Annotated in this window: 13 protein-coding genes; 2 read left to right on the forward strand and 11 right to left on the reverse strand. The window is 64.2% G+C overall.

Annotated features, from left to right (window positions below; genetic code table 11):
• Window positions 1–70: 70 nt before the first annotated feature.
• The gene (locus EL22_RS02065; RefSeq protein WP_050049935.1) at window positions 71–964 is read right to left on the reverse strand and encodes a helix-hairpin-helix domain-containing protein; all 894 of its coding nucleotides are present in this window, start codon (window positions 962–964) and stop codon (window positions 71–73) included.
• Between the two features lie 41 nt (window positions 965–1,005).
• Window positions 1,006–1,824 carry a shikimate dehydrogenase gene (locus EL22_RS02070; protein ID WP_050049936.1) on the reverse strand — a complete coding sequence of 273 codons (819 nt, stop codon included), beginning with the start codon at window positions 1,822–1,824 and terminating at the stop codon, window positions 1,006–1,008.
• A gap of 180 nt (window positions 1,825–2,004) precedes the next feature.
• On the opposite strand from EL22_RS02070, the gene EL22_RS02075 reads away from it, so the two are divergent.
• Window positions 2,005–2,955: a calcium/sodium antiporter gene (locus EL22_RS02075; RefSeq protein WP_050049937.1), complete on the forward strand. Its 951-nt coding sequence runs from the start codon at window positions 2,005–2,007 to the stop codon at window positions 2,953–2,955.
• Between the two features lie 7 nt (window positions 2,956–2,962).
• Here the strand turns inward: EL22_RS02075 and EL22_RS02080 are convergent, their stop codons facing one another.
• The 4 genes from EL22_RS02080 to EL22_RS02095 form a co-directional block, all read right to left on the reverse strand.
• Entirely contained in the window at window positions 2,963–3,190 is a 228-nt protein-coding gene (locus tag EL22_RS02080; protein WP_050049938.1) for a hypothetical protein, read from the reverse strand.
• 39 nt (window positions 3,191–3,229) lie between these two features.
• The gene (locus EL22_RS02085) at window positions 3,230–3,919 is read right to left on the reverse strand and encodes a DUF2110 family protein (protein ID WP_050049939.1); all 690 of its coding nucleotides are present in this window, start codon (window positions 3,917–3,919) and stop codon (window positions 3,230–3,232) included.
• On the reverse strand, window positions 3,919–4,437 hold the full coding sequence (locus tag EL22_RS02090) for a transcription factor (protein ID WP_050049940.1): 519 nt from the start codon (window positions 4,435–4,437) through the stop codon (window positions 3,919–3,921). The genes EL22_RS02085 and EL22_RS02090 overlap by 1 nt, the downstream gene beginning before the upstream one ends.
• 124 nt (window positions 4,438–4,561) lie before the next feature.
• Complete coding sequence (locus tag EL22_RS02095) at window positions 4,562–5,107, reverse strand: tRNA (cytidine(56)-2'-O)-methyltransferase (RefSeq protein WP_050049941.1); 546 nt, start codon at window positions 5,105–5,107, stop codon at window positions 4,562–4,564.
• A gap of 219 nt (window positions 5,108–5,326) precedes the next feature.
• Here EL22_RS02095 and EL22_RS02100 point away from each other — a divergent pair, with 219 nt between their 5' ends.
• Entirely contained in the window at window positions 5,327–5,548 is a 222-nt protein-coding gene (locus EL22_RS02100; protein WP_050049942.1) for a hypothetical protein, read from the forward strand.
• Window positions 5,549–5,659: 111 nt separating this feature from the next.
• Here the strand turns inward: EL22_RS02100 and EL22_RS02105 are convergent, their stop codons facing one another.
• From EL22_RS02105 to EL22_RS02125, 5 genes are all read right to left on the reverse strand, one after another.
• Entirely contained in the window at window positions 5,660–6,118 is a 459-nt protein-coding gene (locus EL22_RS02105) for a universal stress protein (RefSeq protein WP_050049943.1), read from the reverse strand.
• A 4-nt stretch (window positions 6,119–6,122) separates the two neighbouring features.
• Window positions 6,123–7,814, reverse strand: a complete 1,692-nt coding sequence (locus tag EL22_RS02110; protein ID WP_050049944.1) for a VC_2705 family sodium/solute symporter — start codon at window positions 7,812–7,814, stop codon at window positions 6,123–6,125.
• Window positions 7,811–8,257, reverse strand: a complete 447-nt coding sequence (locus tag EL22_RS02115) for a DUF4212 domain-containing protein (RefSeq protein ID WP_050049945.1) — start codon at window positions 8,255–8,257, stop codon at window positions 7,811–7,813. Before EL22_RS02115 ends, EL22_RS02110 begins: the two co-directional genes overlap by 4 nt.
• A 58-nt stretch (window positions 8,258–8,315) precedes the next feature.
• The gene (gene acs, locus EL22_RS02120) at window positions 8,316–10,292 is read right to left on the reverse strand and encodes an acetate--CoA ligase (RefSeq protein WP_050049946.1); all 1,977 of its coding nucleotides are present in this window, start codon (window positions 10,290–10,292) and stop codon (window positions 8,316–8,318) included.
• Window positions 10,293–10,568: 276 nt separating this feature from the next.
• On the reverse strand, window positions 10,569–12,902 hold the full coding sequence (locus EL22_RS02125) for a bacterio-opsin activator domain-containing protein (RefSeq protein WP_050049947.1): 2,334 nt from the start codon (window positions 12,900–12,902) through the stop codon (window positions 10,569–10,571).
• Window positions 12,903–12,966 lie beyond the last annotated feature (64 nt).

Here is a 12,966-nt window from a genome sequence, read left to right on the forward strand (position 1 = left end):
GGCTAAGCAGGTAGCCACGTTCCGCGACGGTGGGGCTGGTTCGACTCGTCACCGAACTGCCGCTCGGGAACTATCGGACTTCGGCTCTGTCGATCCAGCCCTGCAACCGCGTCTCCGAGATGTCCGTCTCGGCAGCCAGTTCGCCCGCGTCGGCGGCCGCGAGGTCGTCGACGGTCTCGACGCCCGCCTCGCGAAGTCGATCCGCGTAGGCCGGCCCGATCCCCTTGATCGAGTCGGTCGGCTCGCCGTCGACTTCCGGCTCGGTCGCCGTCTCCTCGTCGACTCCCGGTTCGGCGTCGTCAGCCGGCTCGCCGTCCGACGGCGTCTTTTCGGTCGTCGGTTTCGCGTCCGCACCGGTTGGGCCGGTCGCTTCGGCCGGTTCGGCCGCTTCGTCGGCCGACTCCGGTGACTGGGTCAGCGAACCGGTCGAACTCGAGGCCGTCGTGTCTGCCGCCGCGGCTTCGTCGCCGGTTCCGTCGTCTCCGGCGGTCGAATCGCTCTCCGCGTCGCCATCGTCCTCGACCGCCTCGTTGCCGTCGTCCTCGTTGCTGTCGTCCACGGCCGCCGAATCGCCATCCTCAGCGGTAGCGTCCTCGCCGTCGTCCGCGGCGACATCTTCGGCGTCGTCCGTGACAGCATCCTCGCTCTCTTCGTCGGCGTCGGCGGGAGGCGACGGTGCCCGGTCGCCCTGTTCGGGTGTCTTTTCGGTCGTCGGCGTCGCGTCCTCGTCGGTCGGGCCGGTCGCTTCGGCCGGTTCGGCCGCTTCGTCGGCCGACTCCGGTGACTGGGTCATCGAACCGGTCGAACTCGAGGCCGTCGTGTCCGCCGCCGCGGCCTCCTCGGGGCTCTCGTCCGTCTGGGTTCGGTCACGTTCGATCGTGACGCCAACGTCTCGAGAGCGTGACCGTTCGGATCCCGAGTCACCGAGACCGAGCACCGACTTCAGCTTCTGCAGGAGTCCCATTGTGCGATCATTGTTGACTCGCTCACTTAAACCCGTTCGATCTAGGGAGTGAAATCTACCGACAGGCAGCGACGGAGCGCCTCGTTCATCGCCGTGACGGGGGCGTCTTCGCCGGTCCAGATCTCGAGCGCTTCGACGCCCTGGTAGAGCAGCATCCACCCGCCGTCTACCGTCGTCGCGCCGACGGCTTTCGCATCCCGGAGGAGCCTCGTCTCGAGCGGCCGGTAGACGGCGTCCATGACCGCCAACTCGCCGTGGAGCGCGTCGGCCGGTACCGGCGACTCGTCGGACTCCATCCCGACGCTCGTGGCGTTGATCAGGACGTCGGCGTCCGAAAGCAGATCGCCGAGCGCGTCGAGTCCGTGACCGGTGGCCCCCGAAACCGACTCGGCCAGCTCGCGGGCGGTCGACTCCGTGCGATTCGCGATATCGACGGTCGCGCCGGCGTCGGCCAGCCCGAACGCGATCGCGCGTCCCGCGCCGCCGGCGCCGACGACCACCGCTCGAGCGCCCTCGAGGGCGACGTCGTGGTCTCGAAGCGCCCTGATCGCGCCGACGGCGTCCGTGTTGTGGCCCGTCGGCGCCGCTCCGGAGAAGTCGATCGTGTTGACGGCCCCGATGCGACTCGCGAGGTCGTCTGGTTCGACGAGTTCGAGGACGTCCCGCTTGAACGGGATCGTCACGTTCAGCCCGCGAACGCCGAGCGCGTTCGCACCCTCGATCGCGGTTTGGAGTTCGTTCGGATCGGGTTCGAAGGTGACGTACCGCCCCTCGAGGCCGAGGTCGTCGTAGGCCGCCTCGTGCATGGGCGGCGAAAGCGAGTGGCCGACCGGATTGCCGATGAGACCGAAGACGTGCATACCAACGCTCGTGACGGCGGGGATATAACGAGTGTGACTTCGACGCGTTCGTCGTCGGATAGCCGCTAATGGGACTGTCCCGATCGAAGAGCCACCTTATCGCTGGGCTAGTCGCGTTTCTGGCGGCCGGACCAGTCGCGTTTCGGACGGCTTATACGCGATTCTCGAGAAGCCGGAGGTATGCCCGCCGGTTCGGAGCTTCTCGTCCCGATCGCCCTGCTCGTCGTCGGTATCGTCGCCCTCTACGCCGGTGCTGAACTACTGGTCGCCGGCGCGGGTCGGCTCGCGCTCGGAGTCGGACTCCGGGCCGCGACGGTCGGCGTGACCGTCATCGCGTTCGCGACCACCGCCCCCGAACTCTTCGTTGCGATCACCGGCGTGTTCGACGTCTCGACCGATATCGGGCTCGGGACCGTCCTCGGGTCGAACGTCGCGAACATCGGCCTGGTCCTTGGCGTCTCCGCCTTGATCAAGCCGCTCTCGGTCAGCGAGGTCGCGATGAAGCGACATGTCCCGTTCATGGTCCTGGCCGCCGTTTTGCTCGTCGGCGTCGGGGTGGACGGGGTCATCGGCCGACTCGAGGGGACGCTCCTGATCGCGGTTCTCGCTGGCTTCACCGTCTATCTTGTCTATTCGACGAACGCCGATCAGACGCCAGCGGTCGACGAGCCCGGTTCGGGCGACGGAATCGCGCTCAAAGACGTTGCGTTCGTCCTCGCCGGACTGATCGCGCTCGTCGTCGGTTCGCAGTGGCTCATCGAGGGCGGGACGGGGCTCCTGGAGGCGTTCGGGTTTTCGGAGCTGTTCATCGGGTTGACGGTGCTCGCCATCGGGACCTCCCTGCCCGAACTGGCGGCCTCGGCGATCGGCGCGGCTCGAGGCGAGACCGAGTTCGCGATCGGCAATGTCGTCGGATCGAACATCTACAACGTCTTGGCCGTCCTCGGCATCGTCGCGCTCATCACCCCGATCCAGATCGCGACGAGTACGATCCAGTTCGAGTTTCCCGCGCTCATCGTCTTCACCCTCGTATTGGTCGCGATGATGAGCTACGGGCGAACGCTCACGCGACTCGACGGACTCGTGCTCGTCGCCGGATACGGTGGGTTCATCTACTTCTTGCCGCAGTGAGTTCGTCCTATTCTCCTGCAGTAACCCGTTCTGGTTCAGCGCAGAACACCGATTGGAAACCGATGAACCAGCAGTAGCTCGCGATCAGATAGTGGAACTCGCCGCTGTCGACGTCGATCCTGGCGGTTGCGTTGCTCTCTCTGAGATCGTCGTAGTCCCCTTCGCGATCGAGTTCTTCGTCGGATATTCCCCCGTTAAACGCCGAACAGCCCGCGAGAGTCGCGAGTAACGCCACGACAATAATTCCAAAAGCGAGGCGTCGGTTCATGGCTGGTTACGGGACGACACACCGAAGCTCTGCGGGCAGGTACTCGCCGACGCTCGAGAGCAGTCCCGGCGGATCGGTGTCTTCCGGGCAGATCACGCTCTGCTCGAGTAATCCGAGCCGTTCGACGGTGATGTAATCCTGCGCGTGGCCGGCGCGGTTGAGCGTCGCCCGAACTTCGCCGCGGGTCGCGCTGTTGACGTTCAGTCGACCGTCGCCGCGGGTCCACTCGTAAAGGCGGTCGCGTTCGTCCTCGGAAAGACGCGACGGGGTCGAGTCTTCGCCGTCACCATCGTCGCCGTAGACGAACTCCAACGGCATATGCTGGACGAGTCCGTACCGTTCGCGGACCTGCGTCGGGGAGCCGGGACCCAGTCCCATTTCCTCGGCCGGGATCCGAACCGGCTGTCCCGCGTCGAGGACGAACCCGTCGTCGTCCCACGAGTCGAGCGTTCCAACGTACGTTTCGCCGGCCTCGAGGTCGGGGACGATCTCGCCGAACTCCTCGCGGAGGACGTTTCGAGCGACGACGGCGTCCTCGCCCTCGATCGTCACTGAGGGGAAATCGTCGTGGCGCACGCCGACCTCGAACTCGACTGAGAGGTCGCCGATCTCGTTTTCTACCAGCGAACGAAGCGAATCCGTCGCTCGCTCGCGTGCATCACCGCTTACGTAGAGTTTCGTTGCGAGTACTACCATCAGGCGTCGATATTGAGTTCGTCCTCGAGGGCGGCGAGTCGGTCGTCCATCGCGTGTACGAGGCGGTCGTTGTCCATCGATTCGACAGGTGATCCGCACTCTGGGCACTCGAAGCCGAAGTCCATCGCCTCGCCGAACTCGAAGCGAATCGAACAGATCTCACAGAGGTAGAACTCGTGATTCCGTTCGTACTCCTGGCGGTCCTCGAGCGCCTCGTGCAGCCGGTGCATCTCCTCTTCTAGGTTCTCCGGAATGTTGTCGTACTCGAACGTCCAGAGGTAGGTGAGCCACCCCGAGTCCTCGTCGCGGAGGCGGCGGTACGTAGCCAGGTCGTTCTCGTACAGGATAAACAGCGCCCGACGAACGTCGTTTAACTCGAGATCGAGCTCCTCGGCGAGCTCCTCGTCGGTCACTTCCCCGTCCGGCGGCGCCGCCGCGACGGGCATCCCCGTTGGACCGACCAGCTCGTGTAAGTACTTCTGGATGACTGGATCCTCGAGCAGGTCCTCAAAAGCCATTAGCTACTCCTAATAGTATGCGACCATTAAGTCTTTTGAGCGACGACGGAGCCGGGCGATTTCGCCACCGCGTGGAGGCCGGCCGTTCGTTCGAACTCGAGTGGCCAATCGACCCGTTCGCGACTCACTCGTCGACTGATTCGACGCGTTTGCCGGTCGCTTTGGGAACGACGCGTCGGTCCGCGTTTTCCCACTCTCTGTCGAACTCGCGGCCCTCGTAGAGTCGGTCGAGAAAGACCGCCAGCCCGGCGACCTCCGAGTGGGGCTGGTTGGTGACACCGACGTTCCAGTCGGCCGCTTCGTAGACGTCGAAGGAGACCTTCTCGGAGCCGACGACGAGCAACAGCGGGCGGTCGTCCGTGAAATGTGCGCGTCGGATCCCCTCCTCGACGGTCTCGATTCGCTCGCCGTACATCGTCAGGTGGGCGACTTCTCCCTCCCAGTTTCGGATGATCGCGTTCGGCGACTCAGTCAGTTCGACGTCGAACGGGCCGCCGAAGCGGTCGGTGATGTCCGCGACCGTCTCGAGCGATTGGCCGGCATTATCGGGAAAGATCACCCGATCGGCGCCGAGCGCCCGCGCGGTCAGGCCGACGTGTGTCGTCATCCGCTCGTCGCGTCCGGGCCGGTGACCGAGCCGGAGGACGGCGACCTCGCTGTCGTCGTGCATGCGCGTAGCTACATTCGGATGCGGTTAGGCGGTTTCGTTTTCGACCGTTGGTCGCTACCGAATACTGGATCGCGCGGTACTCGCTCGAGAGGCTACGACGGTCTCGCAGACGAGTCGAGTGCGGTGAAGCGTAGACGCCGTCGTGGGTCGATAGCCTTTTTTCGTGATACTGCGAACGAATCACGCGATGTACGGATTCGACCGTCGGGTGAGCGGCCGATGACCGGGGCCGGCGAGTGGCTGCGAACTGCGCGCGAACAGCGGTGGGGAATCCTGACCGACCTCGCGTTCGCGGTCGTCTGGGTGACGCTGGTCGAAGTCGTCGCCTACTTCCTCGAGCCGCCGACGTGGGTGTACTACATGCTCATGCTCGCGGGGATCGTCGCCTACTTCGGCTTCGTGTGGAACGTCGAGCTGGCGATCCGCCAGCAGGATCGGTAGTCACGCGAGTGGCATCGGAAATCACCGTCCGTCGCTGTTGTCGATGCGAACGACGACGGTCGCCACTGTCGCCCTCGATACTCGGTGCCGCTAAAAAAGGCTCGAGCCGCGTTATTCCTCGTCGCTGTCGATGACCAGTACCGGAGCGCGAGTCGACCGCAGGGTCCGCTCGGTGACGCTACCGAGCAGCGCCCGACGGACGCCGGTGCGTCCGTGCGATCCCATGACGACGAGATCGATATCGTTGCTCGTGACGTAGTTGGCGATCATGTCGTGGGGTCGTCCCGCCGAGACGTGCTCGACGACGTCGATCCCCAGTTCGGCGGCGCGATCGGCCACGTAGCCCGTGGCCGTCTCGGCGCGCTCACGGACTTCGTCCATCTCGCCGTAGTTGCCCTGCTCGATTCGGTCGAGCTGTTCGCCGCCGAGGCTGAGACTCATCGCGTTGGTGTCGACCACGTACAGGGCGTGAACTTCGGCCCCGTACTTGTCGGCGAGATCGAGCGCGTGCTCGACCGCCTCTTCGGCCGTGTCGCTACCGTCGGTCGGAACGAGTATTCTATCGTACATGGGTCTAGTCGTCCGCGGGGGTCTCGCCCCCGTCGGTTACGACGTCTTCTGCGGTCTGTTGCTGGCGCATCGGCTCGGGGCTGTGACACTGCCGGACGATCCGCTTGGTCTCCATGTCCGGCTCCTCGGTCACCAGCGAGACGACGATGGTGACGGCGAAGACGATCGGCAGGGTGATCAGCGCCGAGCCGATCGCGGGCATCAACTGTGCCAGACCCGTCGACAGCGGGGCCTCGAGGCCGCCCACGTAGTTCGGGACGATCTCGTTTATCATCGGGATCGACCAGCCGACCAGTCCGGTGATCATGCCGGCGAGCGCGCCCTGGCGGTTTGCGTTCTCCCACCACATTCCGAGGAAGAACATCGGGAACAGCACGGAGCCGGCCAGCGCGAACGCGTAGCCGACGAGCGCGGCGATCGACGACGCCGGGTCGAGCGCGGCGAGCGTCGTCAGCACGCCGAGCGCGACGATCGAGAGGCGACCGACGAGGATCTGCTCGCGCTGGGTCGCGTCCTCGTTGATGATGTTCGTGTAGATGTCGTGGCTAATCGCCGAGGAACCGGCGATGAACAGCCCGGCGACGGTCGCGATGGCCGCCGCGATACCGCCGGCTGCGACGATGCCGACGAACCACTGGGGCAGGTTCGACAGCTGGGCCGCTAGCACGACGATGACTTCACTGGCCGCACTGGTCATCCCCGGATCGCCGTAGGTCGGGCCGACGTTCTGACTGTAGAGGTCGGTCCCGAACGCCGCGAACGCGGGGGCGCTCCAGTAGAGGATGCAGATGAAGAACAGTCCCCAGACGGTCGACCAGCGAGCCGTCCGCTCGCTCTCGACCGTGTAGAACCGCACCAGCACGTGGGGTAGTCCGCAGGTCCCGACGATCAGCGAGAACGTCGTCGCGATCCAGAGGTAGTAACCCGAGGTCGCGAACGGTTCGCTGAACTCGCTCCCGAGGTCGTTTATCAACATTCCGTACTCGAGCTGTGGCAGCACCGTCGAGTAGCCGTTCGTGTAGCCGACGACGAACAGGCCGACGACGAACGCCAGAATGAGGATAATGTACTGGACGGCCTGGTTCTTCGTCGCCCCCATCATACCCGACAGGGTGAGGTAGCCGACGGTGATGACCATCATGGCGACGACCATCACCTGGTAGCCGTCGAGGCCGGGAATGAGGCCGCCGTAGTCGCCGAAGATGTACAGGCCGACCAGGGCCATCCCCTTCGCCTGCCCGATGGCGTAGACGAAGCCGATGAGGAACGTCGTCACGGCCGCGATGGCGCGCGCGCTGTCGGAGTTGAAGCGGTCGCCGACGAAGTCCGGCGCGGTGTACTTGCCGAACCGGCGCAGTTGCGCGGCCATGAAGATGAGCAGGATGAAGTACCCCGTCGTCCAGCCGACGACGTACACGAGCCCGTAAAAGCCCGCCAGTGCGATCGAGGCCGCCATCCCGAGGTAGGACGCCGCCGACATCCAGTTCGCACCGATCGCCATCCCGTTCTCTAAGTTCCCGATCGAACGGCCGGCGACCCACATGTCTTCGGTGTCGGCCACACGGAAGACGAAGCCGATAGCGAGGAACAGTCCGAGCATCCCGAGGACGAGCAGGGCCGGGAGGAGCTTGAACGAGATGTTGAGCGACTCCGGAAGGAGACTCTCCTGAAGCGGCACGAACGAGACGCCCGTCATTCGTTGACACCCCCGTCGGCGGCCGCCGCATCGGCGCTCCCGTGGTCAGTGCCCTCAACGGTTGCGTGATCGATGCCGTACTTCTCGTCTAACGCGTCTCGCTTGCGTGAGTACCAGAACGAGAGGATCAACGCGCTCGTCGGCGCACCGAACGCGACGAGGAAGTAATGAAGCGGGAAGCCGAGCACCGGCATCTGGACCGTCATCGCGTCGGTGGCGACGTATGTCGCCGTCACCGGGCCGAACACGGCGAGTACCCAGATGACGAATCCCGTCCAGACGATGCGAAGGTGATCGCGCATGAACGGCGTGCTCGGGTTCAATAGATTGACTTCCGAACTGAGGTAGTCCGTATTTCGATGGGATTGGCCAGCCTGTCCGGCGACCCCCCCGTCCGTTGCAGCCTGTTTGTCAGTCGTATCGTGAGTGTTATTATCTGGCATATGTCTGTGAATTGTAGTTCCCCCTCGAGTGGTATTTTCGAAAATCGAGCGGGTTGTCTTAGTCGCTATCGACCTGTGCAGCGATGTCGTCGACGATCTCGGGATTTCGCAATGTCGAGGTGTTCCCGAGTTCGTTGCCGCTCGCGATGTCTTCTAACAGTCGTCGCATGATTTTGCCCGAGCGCGTTTTCGGTAATTCCGGCGTGAAGATGACCTCCTCCGGTTTCGCGATCGGGCCGATCGACTCGAGGACCCCCTCGACGACGCGCTCCTCGAGTTCGTCGCCCTCTTCGTAGCCGTCTTCGGTGATGGCGTAGACGTAGACGGCCTCGCCTTTGACCTCGTGGTCGCCGCCGACGACGGCGGCTTCGGCGACGCCTTCGACGCCGACGATTGCGCTTTCGATCTCCATCGTCCCGAGCCGGTGGCCCGAGACGTTGATTACGTCGTCGACCCGGCCGAGGACGGTGATGTAGCCGTCATCGTCGATCTTCGCGCCGTCCTCGGGGAAGTAGACCCACTCGTCGGAATCGGGATCGGAGTACTCGGACCAGTACTCCTCGATAAAGCGGTCGTCGTTCTGATAGAGTGTGCGAAGCATTCCGGGCCACGGCTGATCGACCGTCAGATAGCCCGCGTTACCGGGCTCGACCCGGTTTCCGTCGACGTCGACGATCCGTCCGTCGATCCCCGGCAGCGGTGGTCCGGCCGATCCAGGCTTCATCGTGCCGACTCCTGGCAGCGTCGTGATCATCATGCCGCCGGTTTCAGTCTGCCACCAGGTATCAACGATCGGACACTCCTCATTGCCGATGTGTTTGTAGTACCATTTCCAGGCGCGCGGATTGATCGGTTCGCCGACCGTCCCAAGCAGTCGAAGCGAGGAGAGGTCGTATCCCTGTGGGTACTCGGCGCCCCACTTCATGAACGCGCGGATCGCCGTCGGCGCGGTGTAGAAGATGTCGACATCGTTCTTCTCGACGATCTCCCACATGCGGTCTTTCTCCGGGTAATCCGGCGTTCCCTCGTACATCACCGAGGTCGTCCCGAGCGCGAGCGGGCCGTAGACGATGTAGGAGTGGCCGGTGATCCAGCCGATGTCGGCCGAACACCAGTAGGTGTCGTCGGCCTCGATGTCGAGGACGGCGTGGCTCGTCCAAGCGGCGTAGGAAAGGTACCCCCCGGTCGTGTGTTTCACGCCCTTCGGTTTCCCGGTCGTTCCCGACGTATACATCAGGAACAGCATGTCCTCGGCGTCGCGCGAAACCGGTTCGACCGACGCGCCCGCGTACTCCGCGACGAGTTCGTCGTAATCGTGCTGGTTGTCGGAAAGCGAGTGCTCGAGTTCGTCGCCCAGTCGGTCGACGACGACGACATCGGAAACCTCGTGGTCGACGCCTGCGAGACCCTCGTTTGCCTTCTCGATGTGATCGAGCGCGTCCCCGCGGCGATAGTACCCATCACAGGTGACGAGATACTCGCTGTCGGCCGAGTTCATTCGGGTGGCCAACGCGTCGGCCGAGAAGCCGGCGAAGACGACCGAGTGCGGCGCACCCAGTCGGGCACACGCGAGCATCGCGATCGGCAGCTCCGGAATCATCGGCATGTACAGCGTGACGACATCGTCTTCCTCGACGCCGAGATCGCGAAGCGTCGCGGCGAACTCCTCAACCTCCTCGAGGAGGTCATCGTACGTGTACGTACGCGTCTCACCAAGTTCTCCCTCCCACTCGATCGCGACGCTGTCGCCGCGACCGGCTTCGACGTGTCGGTCCAGACAGTTTGCCGACGCGTTCAGTCGTCCACCGGTGAACCACTCGTAGAAGGGTGCATCGTCGTCTACGAGTACGTCGTCGTACTCCTCGTCCCATTCGAGCATGTCGGCTGCTCGTTCCCAACACTCCGGCCAGTTCTCCTCGAACTCCTCGTATATCCCCTCGTCCGAGACATTCGCCTGCTCGACGAACGACTCCGGTGGCTCGAAGGCCTCCTGTTCTTCGAGGCGCACCTCGAGATCGACGTTCTCGTCTGTCATGGTACACCCAATCAATGACGAACCAGGGTACTAAACGGAGTATCTAGCTGTGTAAAACCACAACGCAATAACATAACTATATATCATTAATTTCTTAGCTGTCGGAGCACAATTATCGGAATCCGATGTTTCGACGCCGTCGACAGCCGAGACGCACGATCGTGAGTGGACGGCATACGGTATGCTATCAGCAATCACGGCGGATACTCGGTCTCGAGTCTAGATACGTAAGGGGTAAACTCCGCTCGCGAGACGACCATCGTACCCGACGGACCGCTACTCGCTGGCGGCGTCGAAAAACGTCCGGAGGAGTTCGTGCTGTCCCTTCCGCAAGTGGTTGTGCAGCGTCGGCGAGGAAACGCCCATCGCGTCCGCGACCTCCTCGGCGGTGCTCTCTCGGGGCCAGTCGTAGTACCCGCCGAAGTACGCCGCCCGCAGAGCCGATTCCTGCCGGTCCGTGAGTCGATCCGCGAGCCCGTTACGGAACTCGGCGGCCGTCTGGACGGTCCGTTCGACCTCGCGTTTGCCGGCGAGTTCGGAGTCCGGAAAGACCGAGCGCAACCCGTCGACGATCGTCCGGAGATCGGTACCGCCCGCACACTCGGCGGCGATGGTCGCCTCCCCGTTCTCGACGACGGCCTCGAGAACGGTCACGCCGTACTCGGTGAGTGTCAGCGTCGGACACGACCCCTCGACGATGAACTCGACGCGCCAGCCGTCCTCGTAGGTTTCGATCAACCGACAGTCGCCGATCCCCGGATCGGATTCGGCCAGTTCGAACACCGTGGCTGGAGAGCCGTCCTGCAGCGTCACGTAGTAGAGCTGCGTCGACTCGGAGACGGGGACGAACGAGTCGATTTCGAACCGGCAATCGAGCTGGGCGGACGCGTCGACGAAGAACGACTGCTCGTCTCGGCAGACGAACTCGAGTTCGACGACCGTATCCGACAGCAGGAGGTTGCGCCGGCGAACGGCCGCGATGGCGTACCCGACCTGCCGACCGATCGTCTCGAGCCAGTCGAGTTCGTCCCGGTCGAAGGCGTCATCGCGCTCTGTGACGACCGAGAGCGTCCCGTAGACGGTATCGCCGTACGAGACGCAAACGCGGGCGAGGGTTCCCTCGACGTACTCTTCGTCGACCCGTCCAGCGACGTCCGCGACGACCGTCCGTTCGGCTGGCGGCTCGCCTTCCGACCCGGCCGCCGGCGTCTCACTGGAACCGCTCGCGTCGTCAGTCTCACCGTCGAAACGGACGGATCGACCGCTCGAGTGCGAGGCCGACTCGCCGTCGAGTCCGCCGGTGTCCGATCCGCGATGGACGTCGGCCGTCGCGGCTCCGTCGCTCCACGTATCGGGCCGCAACCGATCGGCCTCCCCGGGACTAATGGCGCTCGAGGTGCGCCAGTTCGTCCGTGTACCCGTTCGAGCCGTCCGATCGATCCAGGCGTATCGATAGGCGGGCCCGTCGACGAAAGCGCGACAGCACTCGGTCTCGACCTCGTCGTGGGTCGAGGCCGACAGGAGTCCCCGGGCTACGGCCCGGAACCGGCGGGCGACCGCGTCGAATCCCTCGAGTCGATCGTTCCTCGAGCGTTCTGACTCGAGTTTTTCGTGATACGTGGAAACGTCGTGGACGAACAGGCCGTAGCCCTCGTGCCCACCCGCTCGGTCGGCTGTGGGGACGACGAGTTCGGTCGCTCGAAACCTACTTCCGTCCCGACAGACGAACCCGGTATCGTCCTCGTGGGGGGACTCCGGCGTTGCGTCCGCGAGCTTCCGCGCGATGGCATCGCCGCTCGCGTCCTCCTCGGCGTAGAAGATAGAAGCGTGCGTGCCGACGATTTCGCTGGCGTCGTATCCGAACGTCGAGGCGGCGCTTCGGTTCCACCGCTCGACGTAGCCCGCCTCGTCCAGCCGAACGAGCGCGTACCGATCGGTTTCGGCAAGCATCGACCTGACGAGCGCGTCGTCTCCCAGCGTCGTCGAATCCTGTGTCGACTCCGATCGATCCTCGACGATTTCGAACGCCTCGACGATCGCCTCGTCCGTGGGCTCGGAGAGGTACGACTCGAGGGCCTCGAAGCTCTGCCATCCCCCGGCCATCTTTACCACCCGCGGATCGATCTCGTGATCGACCAGCGACGACCGCGCGAAGTATCGCCGGAGGTCGCTCGAGGAGACGGACGAAAGCGATTCGTCGTTTGCGCGTTCGCCCGCCCGGTCGGCGACGTCGGCGACGAGCATCTGGAGGCGACGCGGCGTCACCGGAAAAATCCGCTCCGCGTCCCCGATACCGTTGCTCCGGACGTAGCGCTCGAGTTCGCGCTGAATTTCGGTCGGAAGGTAGGCGGTCCGAGTTTGGCCGGGGTGGGCCTCGCAATCTGCGGACGACTCGCTCTCTTCGGCCGGAATCCTGAGCAAGTATCGCGGCGGATCGGTCCCGACTCGATCGATGTCGTCGCTCGAGAGTCGAGCGAGTTCGGCGGGACGAACGCCGACTTCCCCACAGAGCCTGACGACGAGCGCTTCTCGATACGTCTCCGCGGCCTCGAGAAGCCGATCGTATTGGTTGACCGTCAGCGTCGGCGAATCGGGCTCCGCGACCGTCATACTTCGCGCTTTCTACGACGACGAACATAGTAGTATCGGCTCGTTCGCCAGAATCGTCCCCTTC

It is taken from the genome of Halostagnicola sp. A56 (assembly GCF_000691505.1).
Classification (GTDB): domain Archaea; phylum Halobacteriota; class Halobacteria; order Halobacteriales; family Natrialbaceae; genus Halostagnicola.

Excerpts from the sequence above, each read along its gene's own strand:
- EL22_RS02065 (WP_050049935.1), bottom strand. The coding sequence starts at position 964 with ATGGGACTCCTGCAGAAGCTGAAGTCGGTGCTCGGTCTCGGTGACTCG.
- EL22_RS02070 (WP_050049936.1), bottom strand. The coding sequence starts at position 1,824 with ATGCACGTCTTCGGTCTCATCGGCAATCCGGTCGGCCACTCGCTTTCG.
- EL22_RS02075 (WP_050049937.1), top strand. The coding sequence starts at position 2,005 with ATGCCCGCCGGTTCGGAGCTTCTCGTCCCGATCGCCCTGCTCGTCGTC.
- EL22_RS02085 (WP_050049939.1), bottom strand. The coding sequence starts at position 3,919 with ATGGTAGTACTCGCAACGAAACTCTACGTAAGCGGTGATGCACGCGAG.
- EL22_RS02090 (WP_050049940.1), bottom strand. The coding sequence starts at position 4,437 with ATGGCTTTTGAGGACCTGCTCGAGGATCCAGTCATCCAGAAGTACTTA.
- EL22_RS02095 (WP_050049941.1), bottom strand. The coding sequence starts at position 5,107 with ATGCACGACGACAGCGAGGTCGCCGTCCTCCGGCTCGGTCACCGGCCC.
- EL22_RS02100 (WP_050049942.1), top strand. The coding sequence starts at position 5,327 with ATGACCGGGGCCGGCGAGTGGCTGCGAACTGCGCGCGAACAGCGGTGG.
- EL22_RS02105 (WP_050049943.1), bottom strand. The coding sequence starts at position 6,118 with ATGTACGATAGAATACTCGTTCCGACCGACGGTAGCGACACGGCCGAA.
- EL22_RS02110 (WP_050049944.1), bottom strand. The coding sequence starts at position 7,814 with ATGACGGGCGTCTCGTTCGTGCCGCTTCAGGAGAGTCTCCTTCCGGAG.
- EL22_RS02115 (WP_050049945.1), bottom strand. The coding sequence starts at position 8,257 with ATGCCAGATAATAACACTCACGATACGACTGACAAACAGGCTGCAACG.
- acs (WP_050049946.1), bottom strand. The coding sequence starts at position 10,292 with ATGACAGACGAGAACGTCGATCTCGAGGTGCGCCTCGAAGAACAGGAG.
- EL22_RS02125 (WP_050049947.1), bottom strand. The coding sequence starts at position 12,902 with ATGACGGTCGCGGAGCCCGATTCGCCGACGCTGACGGTCAACCAATAC.